The organism is Tenacibaculum agarivorans (assembly GCF_001936575.1).
GTDB lineage: Bacteria > Bacteroidota > Bacteroidia > Flavobacteriales > Flavobacteriaceae > Polaribacter > Polaribacter agarivorans.
Window position 1 is genome coordinate 18,003 of the sequence record NZ_MSMP01000033.1, and the last position, 17,056, is coordinate 35,058.

At 30.5% G+C, this 17,056-nt stretch carries 8 protein-coding genes; 2 read left to right on the forward strand and 6 right to left on the reverse strand.

What is annotated here, in order from left to right; all coding sequences use genetic code 11:
• Positions 1-171: 171 nt before the first annotated feature.
• Together BVC87_RS18770 and BVC87_RS18775 are read left to right on the forward strand one after the other, a co-directional pair.
• Positions 172-1,755: a phytoene desaturase family protein gene (locus BVC87_RS18770; RefSeq protein ID WP_075343947.1), complete on the forward strand. Its 1,584-nt coding sequence runs from the start codon at positions 172-174 to the stop codon at positions 1,753-1,755.
• A gap of 123 nt (positions 1,756-1,878) precedes the next feature.
• Positions 1,879-2,754 carry a DoxX-like family protein gene (locus BVC87_RS18775; protein WP_075343948.1) on the forward strand — a complete coding sequence of 292 codons (876 nt, stop codon included), beginning with the start codon at positions 1,879-1,881 and terminating at the stop codon, positions 2,752-2,754.
• A 9-nt stretch (positions 2,755-2,763) separates the two neighbouring features.
• On the opposite strand, the gene BVC87_RS18780 is transcribed toward BVC87_RS18775, so the two are convergent.
• The 6 genes from BVC87_RS18780 to BVC87_RS18805 form a co-directional block, all read right to left on the reverse strand.
• Positions 2,764-3,903, reverse strand: a complete 1,140-nt coding sequence (locus BVC87_RS18780) for an acyltransferase family protein (protein ID WP_075343949.1) — start codon at positions 3,901-3,903, stop codon at positions 2,764-2,766.
• Positions 3,904-4,085: 182 nt separating this feature from the next.
• Positions 4,086-4,538, reverse strand: a complete 453-nt coding sequence (locus BVC87_RS18785) for a DUF4174 domain-containing protein (protein ID WP_083629619.1) — start codon at positions 4,536-4,538, stop codon at positions 4,086-4,088.
• Between the two features lie 3 nt (positions 4,539-4,541).
• Positions 4,542-10,928, reverse strand: a complete 6,387-nt coding sequence (locus BVC87_RS18790) for an alpha-2-macroglobulin family protein (RefSeq protein WP_075343951.1) — start codon at positions 10,926-10,928, stop codon at positions 4,542-4,544.
• Between the two features lie 157 nt (positions 10,929-11,085).
• Positions 11,086-13,152, reverse strand: coding sequence for an OmpA family protein (locus BVC87_RS18795; RefSeq protein ID WP_075343966.1), 2,067 nt, complete (start codon positions 13,150-13,152; stop codon positions 11,086-11,088).
• Positions 13,153-13,162: 10 nt separating this feature from the next.
• A complete protein-coding gene (locus tag BVC87_RS18800; RefSeq protein WP_075343952.1) occupies positions 13,163-14,113 on the reverse strand; it encodes a PorP/SprF family type IX secretion system membrane protein in 951 nt (316 codons plus the stop codon).
• An 11-nt stretch (positions 14,114-14,124) separates the two neighbouring features.
• Positions 14,125-17,019 (reverse strand): T9SS type B sorting domain-containing protein, encoded by a 2,895-nt coding sequence (locus BVC87_RS18805; RefSeq protein ID WP_075343953.1) that lies wholly within the window; start codon positions 17,017-17,019, stop codon positions 14,125-14,127.
• Positions 17,020-17,056: the final 37 nt, after the last annotated feature.

Here is a 17,056-nt window from a genome sequence, read left to right on the forward strand (position 1 = left end):
GCTTTAAATTGTATTGAAATAAAGAGATATGATTAAGTGTGGATTCATTATTTGTAACTCAATTGAATACAATAGGTAGTTTTACGATTTCTTTTTATATTAGAAAGGGCCTTTAAAAGTAGTGTATGATTGTCTTATAAAGGTGTGATTTATTAATACTTTTTAAAATATATGATTCAATCTTATAAACAGCAACAAGGAAAAATAGGAAAAGAATATGATACTATCATTATAGGTTCGGGAATGGGAGGACTAGCTACTGCAGCAATGTTGGCAAAGGAGGGACAGAAGGTGTTAGTATTGGAAAGACATTATACAGCTGGTGGTTTTACACATGTTTTTAAACGAAGAGATTATGAATGGGATGTTGGAATACATTACATAGGAGACATGCAACGAGAGAATAGTATTTTAAAACGCATTTTTGATTATGTTACAGACGGAGCTCTTAAATGGGCAGATATGGGAAATGTATATGATAAAATTGTTATTGGAAATGAACATTTTGATTTTGTAAAAGGTGTAGGGAATTTTAAAAAACAAATGAAAACCTATTTCCCAGAGGAAGCGATTGCAATTGACAACTATATAAGTTTAGTTTTTGAAGCTGTTAAAAGAAGTAAGAATTATTATATAAGTAAGAGTCTACCTCCCTTTTTAGATCGATTAGTAGGTGGCTTTTTAAGAAAACCATTTTATAAATATTCAGACAAAACTACTGACGAAGTTTTACGTTCGTTAACCAAAAATGAGAAGCTTATAAAAGTACTTACTGGGCAGTATGGTGATTATGGATTACCTCCTAAAGATAGTAGTTTTTCTATGCATGCATCTGTAGCAAGACATTATTTTAATGGCGGAAGTTTTCCTGTAGGCGGTTCATCTCAAATTGTAGAGACAATTGCGCCAATAATTGCTGCCTCAGGTGGAAAGATTTTAGTAAATGCAGAAGTACAACAAGTCGTTGTAGAAAATAACAAAGCTGTAGGAGTACAAATGAAGAATAATAAGGTAATAAAAGCTAAAAATATTGTGAGTGGTGCAGGAATTATGACTACTTATAAGAAACTATTACCTTCTGAAACAGTTTTAAAATATGGATTAAATCAACAACTTCAAAAGGTAAAACCTTCAGTAGCACATGCGAATTTATTTATAGGCTTAGAAGGAACTCCAGAAGAGTTGGAATTACCAAAAACTAACTATTGGGTGTATCCAGAAACTGCGACACATGACGAATGTGTTGAGCGCTATGTAAATGATTTATCACAACCATTCCCAGTAGTATATATATCATTTCCTTGTGCTAAAGATCCAGAATGGAACAACCGATATCCAGGCAAAAGTACAATAGATATTATTACACTACTTCCGTATGAAACTTTTGAAAAATGGAATACAACTTCTTGGAAAAAGAGGGGAGAGGAGTATGATGTGTTAAAAGAAAGTATTTCAAAACGTTTATTGGACGAGTTATATAAACAACTACCACAAATTAAGGGTAAAGTAACATTTTATGAATTGTCTACTCCGTTAACGACACAACATTTTGTGAATTATGAAAAAGGAGAATTGTATGGTTTAGATCATAGTCCATCTCGATTTAGACAGTCTTTTTTAAAACCAACAACACCAATTAAAAATTTCTATTTAACAGGTCAGGACATCGTTACTGCTGGGATTGGAGGGGCTTTGTTTTCAGGTATTTTATCTACAAAAGTAATAGCTGGTGTGAATGTTTTACATAAATTATAAAAGTGCAATTGTAAATAGTTGGAGCAAATATATCTTGAAAATAAGATCCCTTAACTATTCGTTAAAATAAATTTAACAAAAGCCTATTTATCAATTAGTAGTTCTTGCATTTAATTTGCAGGTATGAAAAAAATAAACCTCCTAAAACTCTCTGTATTTTTAATTTTTATTGGTCGTGCTTGGCAACACTTATTTTGGGATGCTCCATATCGTACTTTTTTCTGGGATGAATCCTTATTAAAACCTATAGTTGAAGGTTGGTTTGGTGGTTCTTGGACAACCTATGCAACAAGTTCAGCTACAGATACTTTTGTGCAAGGTATTATCAAGGTAAAAGGAATACTTTATCTAATAGCTGCTTTTTGTGCACTTATAATCAATGCAAAAAATAAAAAATGGACTAAAATTCCAATTTTTATAGGAGGAATTGGGCTGGTTGTCCTTTCTCTATTATTAACTAAGGAAAAATTTTATCACTTAGCTCAGTTTTTTGAGCATAGCATCCAATTTGGATTGCCTTTTGTTTTACTATATACCTATAAAAAGGCATATGAAAAATCAAGATTAATTCTAATACTGAAAATTTTAATAGCGGTTACATTTTTCTCACATGGATTATATGCTTTTGGAGCGTATCCTGTACCAGGGAAGTTTGTTGATATGGTGATTAACATTTTAGGCTGTTCGGAATCGTTTGCAATTACTTTTCTGTATGTAGCAGGTATCTTAGATTTTATTTTAGCTGTATTGCTCTTTATTCCAAAGTTAGATAAATATGCTTTAATTTATGCTGTGCTTTGGGGACTTCTTACTGCCATGGCTCGTATTGTTGCTAACTTTTATTGGGACTTTCCTTTACAGACAATTCATCAAAATTTACATGAAGTAATTTATAGATTACCTCATGGATTGACTCCATTACTAGTTTTATTAGGAGCTAAAATATTTGCAAAAAAAGGAACTTTTGTGGCAGTCAATTTCAATATAAGTGATAACTAACTATTGGTTCTACAATTTTAAGAATAGTTTCTTTTTATATAAGAATTGTAAGATTTCAAATAACAGTATAAGAAAGGTTATACCATATAAAAATGATCCCCATTTTTCTGAAGAAACCAAATCTTTGAAAAAATGAAACCCTGCTTGTCTTATAGATGCTTCGTTGGAAATTGGAATATCCATAATAGGTATTATCGCATTCCCAATAATGAAAGCAAGTAAAGCATTAGAACCATATACTACAAAAGGATAAAAGATTTTTTTGAACACAGAAAAATTTGTGTTTAAAATATTAATAATAGCCAAGACAAGTAGTGAAAAACCAGAACTAAATAAAGCAAAACTAGTTGTCCATATTTTTTTTATAATTGGATTCAAGGAAGTCACGTTTAGTACATAACCAATGAGCATTAGGATAATACCAATTATTATAAAGTATTTATTGTTGAATAATTTTGATTTTTGAATATAAAGTTGTCCGAAAACTAAACCAATAATAACATTAATAGAAGCAGGAAAAGAGGCTAATATTCCTTCTGGATCATAAGTAACTATTCCGTCTGTTGTACCATAAATCCATAAATGTTGCACTCCAAAAACTTTTTGATCGATGTAAGAAGGCCAACTATTTACTGAACTGTGTCCAGTGATACCAAAAGAAGGAACAGGAATAAAATAAAGAAGAATACAATAACCAATACCAATTGTTAAAGCTATCAGAAGGAGATATTTTATAGGTAATGTTACTTTTTTAGATTTTAAAAATAACCATATAAATGCTACTAAACCATAACAGATAGCAATACGCTGTAAAACACCAAGTATGCGTATATTTTGCCAGTTAAATGATGGAAAACCATTAATAAGTACGCCAATTGAAAATAATAAAATAGTGCGCTTTATTATTTTCTTAGCAATTATGTTGTGAGCTATATTTTGTTTGAATTTTCTATCAAAGGAAATTGAAATAGACATACCAACACAAAACAAAAAAGAAGGGAAAATCATATCAGACAAAGGGTAACCTATCCATTCAGCATGATTCATCCATGAAAATCGATGAGACCAATCACCAGGCGTTATGACTAATATCATTCCCAGTATACTCAATCCTCTTAAAATATCTAGTTCTATAAGGCGACTATCCATCAATAAAATATTTGAAATGCATTTAATTTGAAAAATACTGCTTTTAGTAGCATACACGTAAATGCAAAAAGAACAAAAAATAGTAGGAAAATTTTATTTATGTTAAAACAACAAGCTGATTTATTATTAATTATTGAAATAAAAATAAAACAACGTAGAAGTACGTTGTTTTATATAATTATCTATCTTTTTAATTCTGCTCTTCGCATAGGCATACCATCTATAATGGCAAAAAGTGAGCTTTTAGATAAAATCTTCCGTTTTTTTGTTCTTTTAGTCCCACCATCGAGTCCAATTAAAAGAACTTTAAAATATTCCTTTCGAGAAGCATATTCACGATACAAATCATTATTTTCTTGCCACTTATTTACGAGCATTGTCTTGTTGTCTATAAATTCAATTTTTCTGAATTTATTCTTCTGAATATCTAAAACCACTAATTTTCTTTCATTATAACCTTCAGGTTTCTTAGTAAACTCTTCAATCTGCTTTTGATATTCAGGCTCTTTTCCTTCCTTAGAAATAACTAGAACAAGTCTATTTTTCCATTTAAAGTGATTTAAATCTGTTTCTTGAGAATATACCTTCAAGAAAACGAAATTCAATATGAAAATAATGCAGTATAGTTTTTTCATTATCTATTTTATGTTAACTCTTATACCTTCAGAATGACTACTAAATTCTGGTGCATACATGCTTTGAATAGTAGAAATTCCGTTACTAAAATTCCCTTTATTATTTACACGAACATCATATTCAAAAACATATACCCCCTTAGGTAATCGATCAAAAAAGAAGTGTGTTGCAGCATCTTTCGTACTTTGATAATACCCTAATCCATCTTGCCATTTGTATTTAGATAATACATCTACAGGTTCAAAAGTAGAGGCTCTCATATCTTTCATATGAATGAATTCCATATCTCTATCTACTTTTAATTCAATACGAATAGTAACTAAATCACCGATGTTTAGATTTTCATTTGTCACCGCTTTTAATTGTTTACCCGTATCAGAATTTACTTTTTTAAATAGTTTTTTACTTAATTGTAAAGGTGTTTTTGCAGATGTAATTTTATCTAGATCTTCAAAATACTGCCAATATAATCCTCCCCAAGCAATGCCTTTATCTTTTTTAGTTAAAGAAACTGTTGCTTTGTCTGATGAAATTTGAGTTGTATTCCAAGAAGTTTTAAAATAACCCGTACCAGCTTCTAGTTTGGTGTCTTCTAACGTAGTAGGATCAATAGTTTGATTTCCGATTTGTACAGTTACGAACTCTGATGACGATAACCAATCAGTGCCTTGCAATAACAGCGCATATACAGCATCTGAGGTAGCCTTAGTGGTTTTCCACTGGCTTACCTGTTTATTTTTTAATAACCATATTTTTAAGTTATCTACGATTTTAATATCATTAGTAATTTCTGAAAAAGCTTCAATTAAAAGAGCTTGAGTTTCCACAGGTGCTTGATGCCAGTACCAACCCGATGTATTTTTCTTCCAATACATTCCAAGCTCTTCACTAGTAATACTATTTTCTTCTAACGATTCTATAATTTTATTTGCAACTGCACTATTATTAGCTCTAAATTGGATTAAAGCATTTTGTCCTTTTCCGTATAAGTTAAAATCGTTCCAGTAACTAACAGCTTGTTTTGTATAATAGCCAATAGCTTTCTGAGTTTGCTTAGTGATTGTGTTACTATTATAAAAACTACGCATGTATAAGTACTGAAGGTCAAAATAACTGATATGTTTGTCAGCTAAGAACTTCAAATACTTTTGTTCTCCATGATGTTTTTTTATCTGATTGGCTTTCTTGAGTAGTTTTTCATGTCTATGAACTATTTCATTATCTAAGAATTGTACAGCATCCCTTACAATTCTTTCAGATTGTTTGTCCATTTTTGTAACGCCTAGCTTTTTAAGATGACCAAAACCGGTAGCTATGTGGTTAGTAATATATATACTTGGATAATTTCCTCCTTTAAACCAAGGGAATCCACCATTATCAAGTTGTATGTTCTTAAGTTTATGAATAGCATTTTGTTGTTCGTTCTGCATTTTATTCAGGTCAAATAACAACGCAATACGTTTCTTTTGTTCTGTTTCTGATTGTGCGTCTCTAAGCCAAGGTGTTTCTTGAATAATTAACGATTTTAATTCTTGATTCTTTTCTAAGTTACTTAACAGTGCTTTACTTGATTTCCATTGATTGAATACCTGTTGAATTTTAGGATTAGAATTTGCAATGAAACTCGCTAAAGTATTCGCATAATAACGAGAAAAGACTTGCTCGGCACACTCATGAGGATACTCCATTAAGTATGGTAAAGCTTGCACGGCATACCAAGCAGGGTTTGACGTAACTTCTAAACTTAATTTTTGATGTTTTAACGTAGTTGAACTATTATTTTTTAATTTATTTAGCGTAAATGTTTTAGTTTGATTAGAGCGTACCCACATTGGTAAGGTTTCAGTAACCAACATCCTATTAGATAACACTGGCAGTACATTTTGTTCTCCATCTGTAAATTTTCCAGCTTGAGCAACAATTTTATATTGCACTGCTTGTATGGTTTCTGGAATTTTTAAATTCCAAGAAACATTAGTATTACTTTCTGCATCAACATTAAAATTTTGTTGAGGTTGGGTATTCTGTAAATCAACATCAATAGTTTTCCCCGTAAGTGCATCTGTTAAAATTAATTGACTTACACCTTCTAATTGTTTTTTAGTCAGATTACTAATTTTAGCGCTAAATGTAATTTGATCTTTTTCTCGTAAAAATCGTGGCGCATTAGGTACTACCATCAGTTCTTTTTGAGTAACTGTTTCTAGTGTCTGGGTAGCAGAATATAACTCTTTGGTATGAGCCAATAATTGCAATTTCCATTTAGTTAGTGCTTCAGGCATCGTAAAATTAAACGATACATTACCTTTAGCATCCGTAGTTAAATGCGGATAGAAAAATGCAGTTTCTTGTAGGTTTTTTCTGGCTGTTATACTTTTTAAATCAGTAGTTTTTTTAGTTTGCTTATCTGAGTTTATTTCAGATGTACTATCAGTTGAAAATTCAGCTTCATCACTTTCAGTTGTTTCTACAGAAATAGATTCTTTCATCAGCATTTTAGATTCAGCTGCTGGAGCAGGAGCACTTCCTCTGATCATTATATTTTTCTTATTTCTACGTATGCCACGTCCAGTAACGGCAATTTCGTCTAGTCTATCGCTATCTTCTTCCATTGTTATGGATAAATAAGAGAAGTCGTTAATTTTTCTTTCAACACTCTTATAACCTACAAAGCTGAAAACTAAAATATCTCCTTTATTAACTTTAATAGTAAATCTACCGTTTTCGTCTGAAACAGCGCCAAACGAAGTTCCTTTAATGAAAATATTAACAAACGGTATAGTTGAACTTTCATCTTTAATTACCCCAGAAATTGTTCCATCAAAAGTTGTTCTTTGAATAGCTAGATTATTTAAATACTCTTTATTTATCCATTGGTTATTATTAATATCAAAACCAAACCAGTTGAATTGATCGTATTGATGTTTAGGATATCCTCCAAAGTAACCACGATTCGGATTTAACATTGAAAAATTACTAGTTCCAAAACTGAATGCTATTGATGAAATTGAAGCAAAATATTGTGGTTTTTGAATAGGAGAGAAGCTCCATTCATGTGCTTTAAATTGATCTAAAGAAGCATCATACATACCTACTAATAGTTCAGCAGTGACTTGATCTTTTTTAGGTCCTTTTATAGAAAAACTCCAAGTTTCTTTTGCACCAGGTTGTAGTTTATCTCTAAAAGTTTTAGTTGTAATTTCTAAATCAGTTTTCGGATAAGGAACGTCTACTACAAATGTTTTAGAGGTGAAAGCATTATGATTGACAAAATGATATTGAATAGCAAAACCGCCTTCATCTTCTTTACTAACAGGAATTTTAATGGTTTTACTGTTTTTATCTAAATGAATATAATATGATTTGAAAAGTTGATGTGCTTTTTCAACAAACACCATTAGGGTAATATCTTGTGAATTTGTACTAAAGGTAACTTCAGCGGTATCATCAACATTATATTCTTTTTTATTTGTTTTAACTGATAGTAAAGCGTTATCACTAGGTAATTTGTCATTCTTTCCTTGTAATGTAAAATAGGCTTTATCGGTTACTTTTTGATTGAATTTATCTTTACTATCTAACTCAATAACATAATAACCTGAAGTCCATTTTTTCATGCTTTTCAGTGCTATCTCTTTAGACTTTTCTGTATTGAAGTTGGTAGAAAAAACTAGTTTCCCTTTTTTCCAATTGATATGATTATCTTCATTAGTGTAAGCATCATAAGGAAATTTTTCTTTGAATTCTCGTTCAGGTATAGTTTGGAAATCTGGAGATGGCCAAGGGCGTCGACGAAGTGTATGTTTAGGTGCTTGAAGTTTATAAATATGAATTTGTCCAGAAGCAGGTACAAATTCATCATTTAAATTTTTGGTTTCTATAGAAATGGATTGATTTTTATTGTTTTTATCAATTTCTCCATCTACAGTAATAGAAGCTAATAAACTATGATATCCTACTTTTACAATAGTTGTAGCACTTCTAGTTTCTCCATTAATATCTGTTACATCGGCAGTAATTTCATAAGAAAATACTGGTAGTTTATCTTTAGATACACTTTCATCAGGAAAAGCTTTAAATGTGATGTCAAATTCTCCCTTATCGTTTGTGGTTAATTCACCATTACTAATTTCTTGAGCTTCAGAAGTAGCTATATAAGGTCTGTACCAATAAAACCATCTTGGATATTGTACTTTTCTGTGGACTCTATACACAACTTTAGCATCTGTTATGTTAGTACCAGCATAAGATTTTGCAAATCCAGTAACTTTAATACTGTCAAAAAGTTTATAAGATTGGGTAACGGGTTTAAATTCAGTTTCGAATTTTGGACGCTTATATTCTTCAACAGAAAAATAGTGGTAACTTCTTTCTCCATTTATGATAGCTTCCAATTGAAAATCGCCAGTCAGTCCTGTTGCTGGAATAATAAATTCTCCAGAAACTGCACCATAATCATTGGTTTGTAAGGCTAATGTTTTAATATTTTGTCCATTGACATCTTTTAAAATAATTTCAATTTTTTTATTAGCAATAATGTCAGATTTTTTCTTGAATCGTTGTAAAGAAATACCTTTAAAGTACAATTTTTGCCCAGGTCTATAGATGCTTCTGTCCGTAAAAAGAAAGGTTTCAGTAACTGTTCTTTCTTTAAAATTATCTTCGTAAGATCTTTGTATATAGATGTTGTAGAAAATTGCTTTATCCTGTTTATAACTGATAGTTGCATTTACATTACTATAATACGTAGAAGGTGAAAATTCAAATTCTCCATTAGCATCGGTAGTGAAAGTTTTATTGATATGCCTTCCATATCTAGTTTTTTCATTTTTTAATAGCACTCGAGCTTCTCTCAGAGGCTTTCCTGTGTTTCTATCAACGACTTGATATACTGAACTACCATTGAGCTTTCTATTAATAAATGTTAAGTTGGTAAATTGAATATCATCATATCCAAAAATATCACCCTTTTTCAGTTCTTTAGTTGTAGAAGCGACTATTAGAAACATTCCTTGGGATTGTTTAGGAACAATTACTTCATTGGAATGAGTTTGGTAATCAGATTCATTAGGTAGTGTATGCTCCCAAGATGTAACTTTAGTAAGTGCATTAATGAGTTTAATTTTATCACCTTGATCATACCTTTCATTAATTTTTTTAAGCTCATTAAGTTGAACTCTATACATTGAAAAATAGAGTTTGTCTATATTTTTATAATTGATTAATAATCTTGAATATTGATCTATTGGATTGTGTTTTTCAGTAGTAATACGAACATTTTTCTTTTCAATTTGAGCTATGAGTAACTTACTTTTTTGAGCAGCAAAACTATCAGGAAATTGTTGTACTATTTTTTGACAAATTTGTATAGCTTCTTTATGCTTAAATTGAAAATGTGTGTGTTTGTTTTTTGAATACGTATTCGCTTGCTTAGAATATAGTTTAGCAATTTCGAAAGCATATAAAGCAGAAGCTTCATTAGGTTTAGTACTATTTTCAGAAGATTGTAATGTTTCTAAATATATTTTTTCTGAACCTGAAAAAGTAGCATGTTCTTTAACAAAGGCTAATCGTTGTAAATCGACATCAACTAGTGCAGTTGTGTTTTTTGTATTCAGATGAAAATCGATTAAACTTTGGTAAATTTTTAAAGCATTGAATTGTAATGATAATGAGTCTTTACTTTGTAAATTTAATGTAACAAACTTTGTAGCTTCACAAATAAGATCTTGATTACTTAATTTGAACTGATAGGAAGGTTTTGTAATTTGAGTTTCGTTAGTTTTATAAAACTCCAAAGCATTATGAGCTAAAAAGTCATATAAACTAGGACGATATTTTTTAGAGTCCTTTGCTAGTTTTAGAATAGAAATATATTCATAAATATCTATGTTTTGTAATTTCTTCTTTTCTGTTAATGAATTTTGATAATGGTTATGGATTTCAGCAAAAAGAGTTTGTAAATCCCAAGTCCTAAAATCATTTTCATCAACTTTTTTAGCTGTTTGTGTTCTATTGTAAAAACGCCATCTATTCTGATTAAAATATTGCCAATATAATTTTGCTAAAATATTTTCTAGTACCTGTTTCGTTGGAAAAACACTTTTTTTAATGTGTTTTTTAAACTGATCTAGAATCTTTAGTTGTGCATCTTCTTCTAAGGTTAAAGAAAATTTACTTTTGTATAGTAAAGTTTTAATAAGTTGTGGCTGATTTTTGTTCTGTTCAGCTTTTTTATAAATGTCATCAACTATTTTTAAAGCTGATTTTGGGAGGTTGTCAAGTTCATATGTATGAACTTTATTCCATAAGGTTTCGTAATTGTTTTGTGCGTGTAATAAGGCTGAAAATAACGTAAGCATCAATACTACAATAGATTTATTTTTCATAATAGGATGTTAATACCTTTAAGCAAAGTACTTCAATACGTTCAATATACTAAACTTTAAATAAGTAAAGATATATTTTTAATAAGTTAACATGTCTTTTGGGTTAGTTTGTCTAAAGTTGAAAAGTTAAATTGTTAACCTTTATTCTTGAAGAACTTTATAAAACTTTTTTCACAACAAACTCGCAACGTCTATTAATCTCATGTTGTTCTTCTGAACAAGCATCTTCATTTTTACATTTAATAATAGGTTGTGTTTCGCCATAACCAATAGCAGAAATTCTATCCGGCTCTATACCATTTTCTAGAAAATACATACGTACAGATGTAGCTCGTTTTTGAGATAATTCCAAATTGTAACGATCATTTCCCCTAATATCACAATGAGTTCCAACTTCAACAATCATTTCAGGGTATTTTTTCATGATATTGATTACTTTATCCACTGCTTTTTTACTATCCCTACGTAGATACCACAGTTTATAATCGAAACTTATCTCATCTGTTTTTATGACAATTTTGTCTTTGCCTTTTTCAATATCTTTTTCCTTTTCAACAATCTCATTTATCAGATTATCTCTTTGTAATCTTAATTTTTCAGCATTTTTACGTTGTAATTCTTCTTCTTTTGCTTGTTGTAAAGCTAAAGCTTCTCTTTTTTCTCGTTCTAAAACTTCTAAGGATTTTAATTCCATTGAAGCATCATTAACTTTATTGCGTTCTTTTTTTAATATGAGTATCTTTTGAGATGAAGTATATCCGTTTTTAGAAGCTTTTACAGTATACGTTGTTTTACAGTTCACATTAAAAGAAAATTTTTCTCCATTCTTAGTCTGAGTTTTTTCAATCTCTTTTAGGTTGTTGTCTAAAAGAATTACTACCGCATCATTTAACACTTCACCAGAATCGATATCAGTAATTAAACCTGAAATAATTTGACTACAAGGCTGAATTTTTAAAGGTTTTTGCTCAATAATTTTGTAAATATCATCACCACCTTTTCCTCCATATCGATTAGAGGCAAAAAAGCCTTCTTTGGTTTTAGAATTAATATTGAAAGCAAAGTCGTCAAATCCAGAGTTTACAGGAAATCCAACATTTTCGGGTTTAGAAAAATCATTTTGATGTATAGAACTCACAAAAACATCTAATAACCCAAAACTTGCATGACCGTCAGAAGAAAAATACAGTTTATTATCATTACTAACGAATGGGAATTGTTCTTTCTTTGGAGTATTGATTTTAGGGCCTAGATTTTGAGGGGTATCAAAACTTCCGTCGTTATTAATTTTTGCAGCATATAAATCAAAAGAACCATAACCGTTGGGCATATCTGAAGCAAAATACAATGTTTTTTCATCAGAACTTAAAGCTGGATGCTCTGTAGAATATGTATTAGAATTGAAAGATAATGAAGTGATGTTTTTCCATTCGTTATCAATAAACTCAGCTTTGTAAATCTGAACGTGAGTTATTTTTTTATCATCGCTATTACGTTTACCTTTTGTAAGACTGTTTCTTGTGAAGTAAGCTGTTTTTCCATCTTCTGTAAAGATGATATTAGATTCATGTAGTTTTGAATTTATCTGATCAGATAGAGGAGTTGCAATAGAATCGCCCAAATGGGTTTGTGTTGTGGAAATTGTATATAAATCTAAATAATGTTGTCCATTCCAACCAAAACGTTTCCCGAATGCAGAGTTTTCTTTTCTTGGAGCAGCAAAAATAATAGTATTTCCTTGTTGTATTGCTCCAAATTCTGATAAAGGTGTATTTATGGCTAAATTTTCAATAGTAAATCTATTTCCTAAAGCTTCAACATTTTCTAAATGTTCTATATGTTCCTCAAGTTGAGTTAGTTTTTTAGGGTTGTTTTTCTTGTAATAGTTACGTAGTAAATTATGCGCATTTTTATATTTTCCTTTTGCCTTTAAGGTATTTGCATATTTTTCAAAATAACTACTATCTACTTTTTTTCGATATCTTTTAAGTAGATATTTATAATTAACAGCTGCTTTTTCTATGTTGTTTAAATAATAATAAGCGTCTGCTAAATTTTTTATAGCTTCAAAACTTTCTTCATCTTTTAAAACTTTTTCATATATAGGAATAGCTTCAGCATAAAATGTTCTTTCAAAATATTTATGAGCTCTTTTTAGTTGTTGATTTTGAGCATTAATAAAGAAAAAGTTGGTTAATAGTATTAGAGTAATTATTTTTTTCATGCTATTTTTTTTAAAAGAATCGAGGAGATTTATCATAACCTTTTTGTAAACCTAAAGTATCGAAATCAAATAAGAGCATTACTTCATGCGTTCCAGAATTAAAATTACTTAGATTGGATGTTGTAAAATCGAAAGCATAACCAATTCGTAAAGAATCAAAAGCTCTAACATTAAACATGGCACTAAACGAGTCACTCAATCTGTAGGATAAACCACCTTCAAATCGATCGTTAAATAAAACATTTACAGATGAATCTAATACAATAGGTGAACCTTTTACAGCTTTCATCATAAAAGAAGGTTTAAGTTTCAGTTTACTATTTAATTTAAATACATAACCTCCATTGATAAATACATGAATTTCTTCTCCTCCAAGACTATTAATACCATTTCTTTCTTCAATATGTTTTGAGCGTAAAAGATTAGGAATGGCTACACCTACATAATATTGATCTGTAAAGTAAAATGCTCCAGTACCAAAGTTTGGTAAGGTTGTGTTTTGATTTACAAAAGCTAAATCAGAAGGGATAACTCCAGTGATAATATCTTCGTCAGGGAACCTGAAATTGGTAAAATCTGTATTGAAATTGGTAAAACCAGCTTTTAAACCTAAGGATAGTTTATGACCATCCGCTAACTTTAAAATATAAGCAAAATCAGCATAAATATTGTTTTCTTTTACAACGTCACTTCCAATATTATCACTAACTATTGAAATACCAACTTCAATTTTGTTACTTAATGGAGCGTGAGCAAAAAAGTTATAACTTTTCGGACTTCCGACAGCAGATACCCATTGTCTTCTATGCATTGCACCAAAGTTGATTACACCTAAATCATTAGTTACATAAGCAGGGTTAACTACATTTTGGTTATACATATACTGTGTATACTGCGGATCTTGTTGTGCACTAATAGTAATACAACAGATCATATAAAATAAAAATACAAGCTTTTTCATCAATTTTTTACTTATTTACTCAGATAAATTCTTCCTTGTTTAGGCTTTAAGTCGTTTTTGTTGTATTTTAAAACATAAAAATAAACACCACTAGTAGCTTGTCCGCCTGTTTTATTTTCACCGTTCCATTTAGGGTTTTCTTTATTTCCAATAAATAAAGACTGTCCGTAACGATTAAATATTTCTAATTCATAGTTAGGGTAGAAGAATTCTATATTAGGTATGTAATAATTATCGTTTGTATTGTCGTTGTTTGGAGAAAAACCGTCAGGAATGAAGAAATCATATTTGCTAGGATCACAGTCAGATAAGCTGAAAATAATTAAGGCACGTTCACTTTCGCAACCTTGAGTAGCTTCAACGTTAGCTATATAATAGTTTTTGTTTTCTACTATTAGTTCACCTGCACTTAATTCATTCCCCCCAGTAGGTGCATCATACCAAATCAAATCAAATCCAGTAGTACTAGTGATATCAGTTTCTATATCTGATAATGTAAGTTGATCTAAAACACATAGTAATGTAGTACCATTGTATTCGGGTTTAGGAGGGCTAATCACAGTAGCGATAAATTCTAAGCGTTCATGATGTTCACATCCATCTACATTTTCTACAGCAAAATAGCTTTTTCCATTTTCAATAAGAGTAGTAGAGGGTAAGATGTTACCTCCCGTTGAGGCATCATACCAAATAATAGATCCCATATTAGCTACGGCATCAAAATTTTCTAGAGTAAAAGAATCTAATCCACAGAATATAGGAGTGGTATTACTAGAATTGATAATTGCAGTACTAATGACTTTAGTATTTACTAGAGTTCTTGCAGAACTCTCACAACTATTATCTGGATCACTAGCAGATACAAAATAAGTAGTGCCATCAACTAAAATAGTAGAAGAAGGGAGTGGAGTGGTTGAAGTAAGATTTTCATACCATGTAAGATTTTCTCCTTCAGTAATTGAAATATCAGCTAAAGTAGGTTGATTTGGGAAAAAACTAGCTGTACAAAAAGTTTGATTTTCGTCTAAAACTGGAGCATCCGGAATCCCATTAACTGAAAAATTTTCTGTTAGTTCGAACTCAAATTTTGTTCTACATGGGGTAGTATCATTTTGCACGCTTTTCAATACCACACTATAATTTCCTTTTTCCAAACCAGAAATATCTACCTTAAAATTGGCATTCCCTCCACTGAAAACTATAGTATTATCGATCAGTGTTGTAGCCTTATCTAATTCAGTTACTTCATAGGTTATTGTGTATTGACCACTATTTAGCTGAGGAGCATCAATTATAATATCCATATCAGTGGCGTTACAAATATTATCTACTTTTAAATCTAATGCGATCTCTTCAGGAACTCTAGTTAACGTAAAGTTTTTTTCAACACAATTTAAGCCAATAGCTGTTAATGAAGTAATATTTATACTGTATTCTGTAATACTAGTTGGGATTGATGAAAAGTCAACAGGTATTGATGCTTCTCCATTTGTGAAAGATACATTTATATTACTCCCCTCAATAGTATTTGAATTGACATCGTTAGTGATTACGTAATCTATATTATGAGTATTGTTAGATAAGCTTCCGTCATTATCAGATAGCTCTGAAATATTAACATCTATAACATTGGTGTCAAAACATTTATTTTCTACATCAATCTTTGCATCAAAAATTCCAAAACTATATTCTGTTATGGTAAAAGTATTACATATTAATCCGTCAATATCGTTTATTGCTGAAGTTCTAATAGTATAATAACCAGGAGGCAACGGTGGTTCAATAGAAAATATAGGTTTGTTTAATACTCTTATACCATCATCTAAAACAGTGAAGTCTATGTTATTTTCTGTTCCTGTATGTACTACAGCGTTGGTTGCTACATTTATAATTTCATAAACTAAATCATAATTCATGATGGCTGTTTCTGTACCTTCATGTATTATTTGTATAGTAGTATTACTATCCTTACATTGATTATTGACAAAAAAACGTGCTTCAATTCTTGGAAGTGATACAATCACTGTAGCTGTTTCTTCAGGACAAACCCCATGTGATGGAAATACTGTATATGTAAATGAATAATCTCCAGAACCGAATGCGTCAAAAATCTCTTGGATATTTATAATGGAATCTGATAAACTAGTAATTTGTCCTGTTGAATTGTCGTCAGACCATAAGCCACCTGAGTCATTACCTATTATGTAGTCGAATAAATCAATATTAGTATATGGGCTTAAATCATCAGTATCACAAATAATTATGTCAGTAGTAGTTCCAGGGCTAGAGCCTCTGTGAACTTCTAATTTAACCGTGGCAGTTCTAGAAGCACATGAGTCAACAGCATCAACGGTATAGATTAGTGTGTGTGTTCCAACTCCTGCTAGGTTAGCATTAAATAGATTTTCTTTTAAAGCACTAGTAGGCGTACCAGTAGTAACTTCCCATTTTCCATTTCTGTCGGAACTTATATCTGTAGAATCATTATCAAGAAAAGTAAATAAATCAACAGCAATGTCACTACTACAAGCATTAGCACCACCGTCTATATTATCCTCACCAGGATAACCTCCTAAGAACACTGTTACTGTAGCTTCTTCACCACAAGCAGCATTTTTATAAATAAATCGATGTTCTCCAAACCTATTAATGTTCCATAGATTTAACTTCCCAGTAGTTTTATTTAAAGAAGAATCATTAACTGGATTTTCACTTTCCCATATACCACCTGTAGTTGGAGATCCATTTAATTGACTAAAAAGATCAAAAGATTGATATCCTGGATTTTTTTCTTTCTCACATATAGTTACGGAATTATCCGAGCCAGCGCATTGAGAATTTGTAGGTAAAATGGATATAAAGCTAATTACTAATATAATTAGATATTTGGTTTGGTTGATTTTCATTTTGCTACAGCAATATTTATATTCCGCAAATCTAATA

Coding starts and splice junctions, on each gene's coding strand:
- BVC87_RS18770 (WP_075343947.1), top strand. CDS start 172: ATGATTCAATCTTATAAACAGCAACAAGGAAAAATAGGAAAAGAATAT.
- BVC87_RS18775 (WP_075343948.1), top strand. CDS start 1,879: ATGAAAAAAATAAACCTCCTAAAACTCTCTGTATTTTTAATTTTTATT.
- BVC87_RS18780 (WP_075343949.1), bottom strand. CDS start 3,903: ATGGATAGTCGCCTTATAGAACTAGATATTTTAAGAGGATTGAGTATA.
- BVC87_RS18785 (WP_083629619.1), bottom strand. CDS start 4,538: ATGAAAAAACTATACTGCATTATTTTCATATTGAATTTCGTTTTCTTG.
- BVC87_RS18790 (WP_075343951.1), bottom strand. CDS start 10,928: ATGAAAAATAAATCTATTGTAGTATTGATGCTTACGTTATTTTCAGCC.
- BVC87_RS18795 (WP_075343966.1), bottom strand. CDS start 13,152: ATGAAAAAAATAATTACTCTAATACTATTAACCAACTTTTTCTTTATT.
- BVC87_RS18800 (WP_075343952.1), bottom strand. CDS start 14,113: ATGAAAAAGCTTGTATTTTTATTTTATATGATCTGTTGTATTACTATT.
- BVC87_RS18805 (WP_075343953.1), bottom strand. CDS start 17,019: ATGAAAATCAACCAAACCAAATATCTAATTATATTAGTAATTAGCTTT.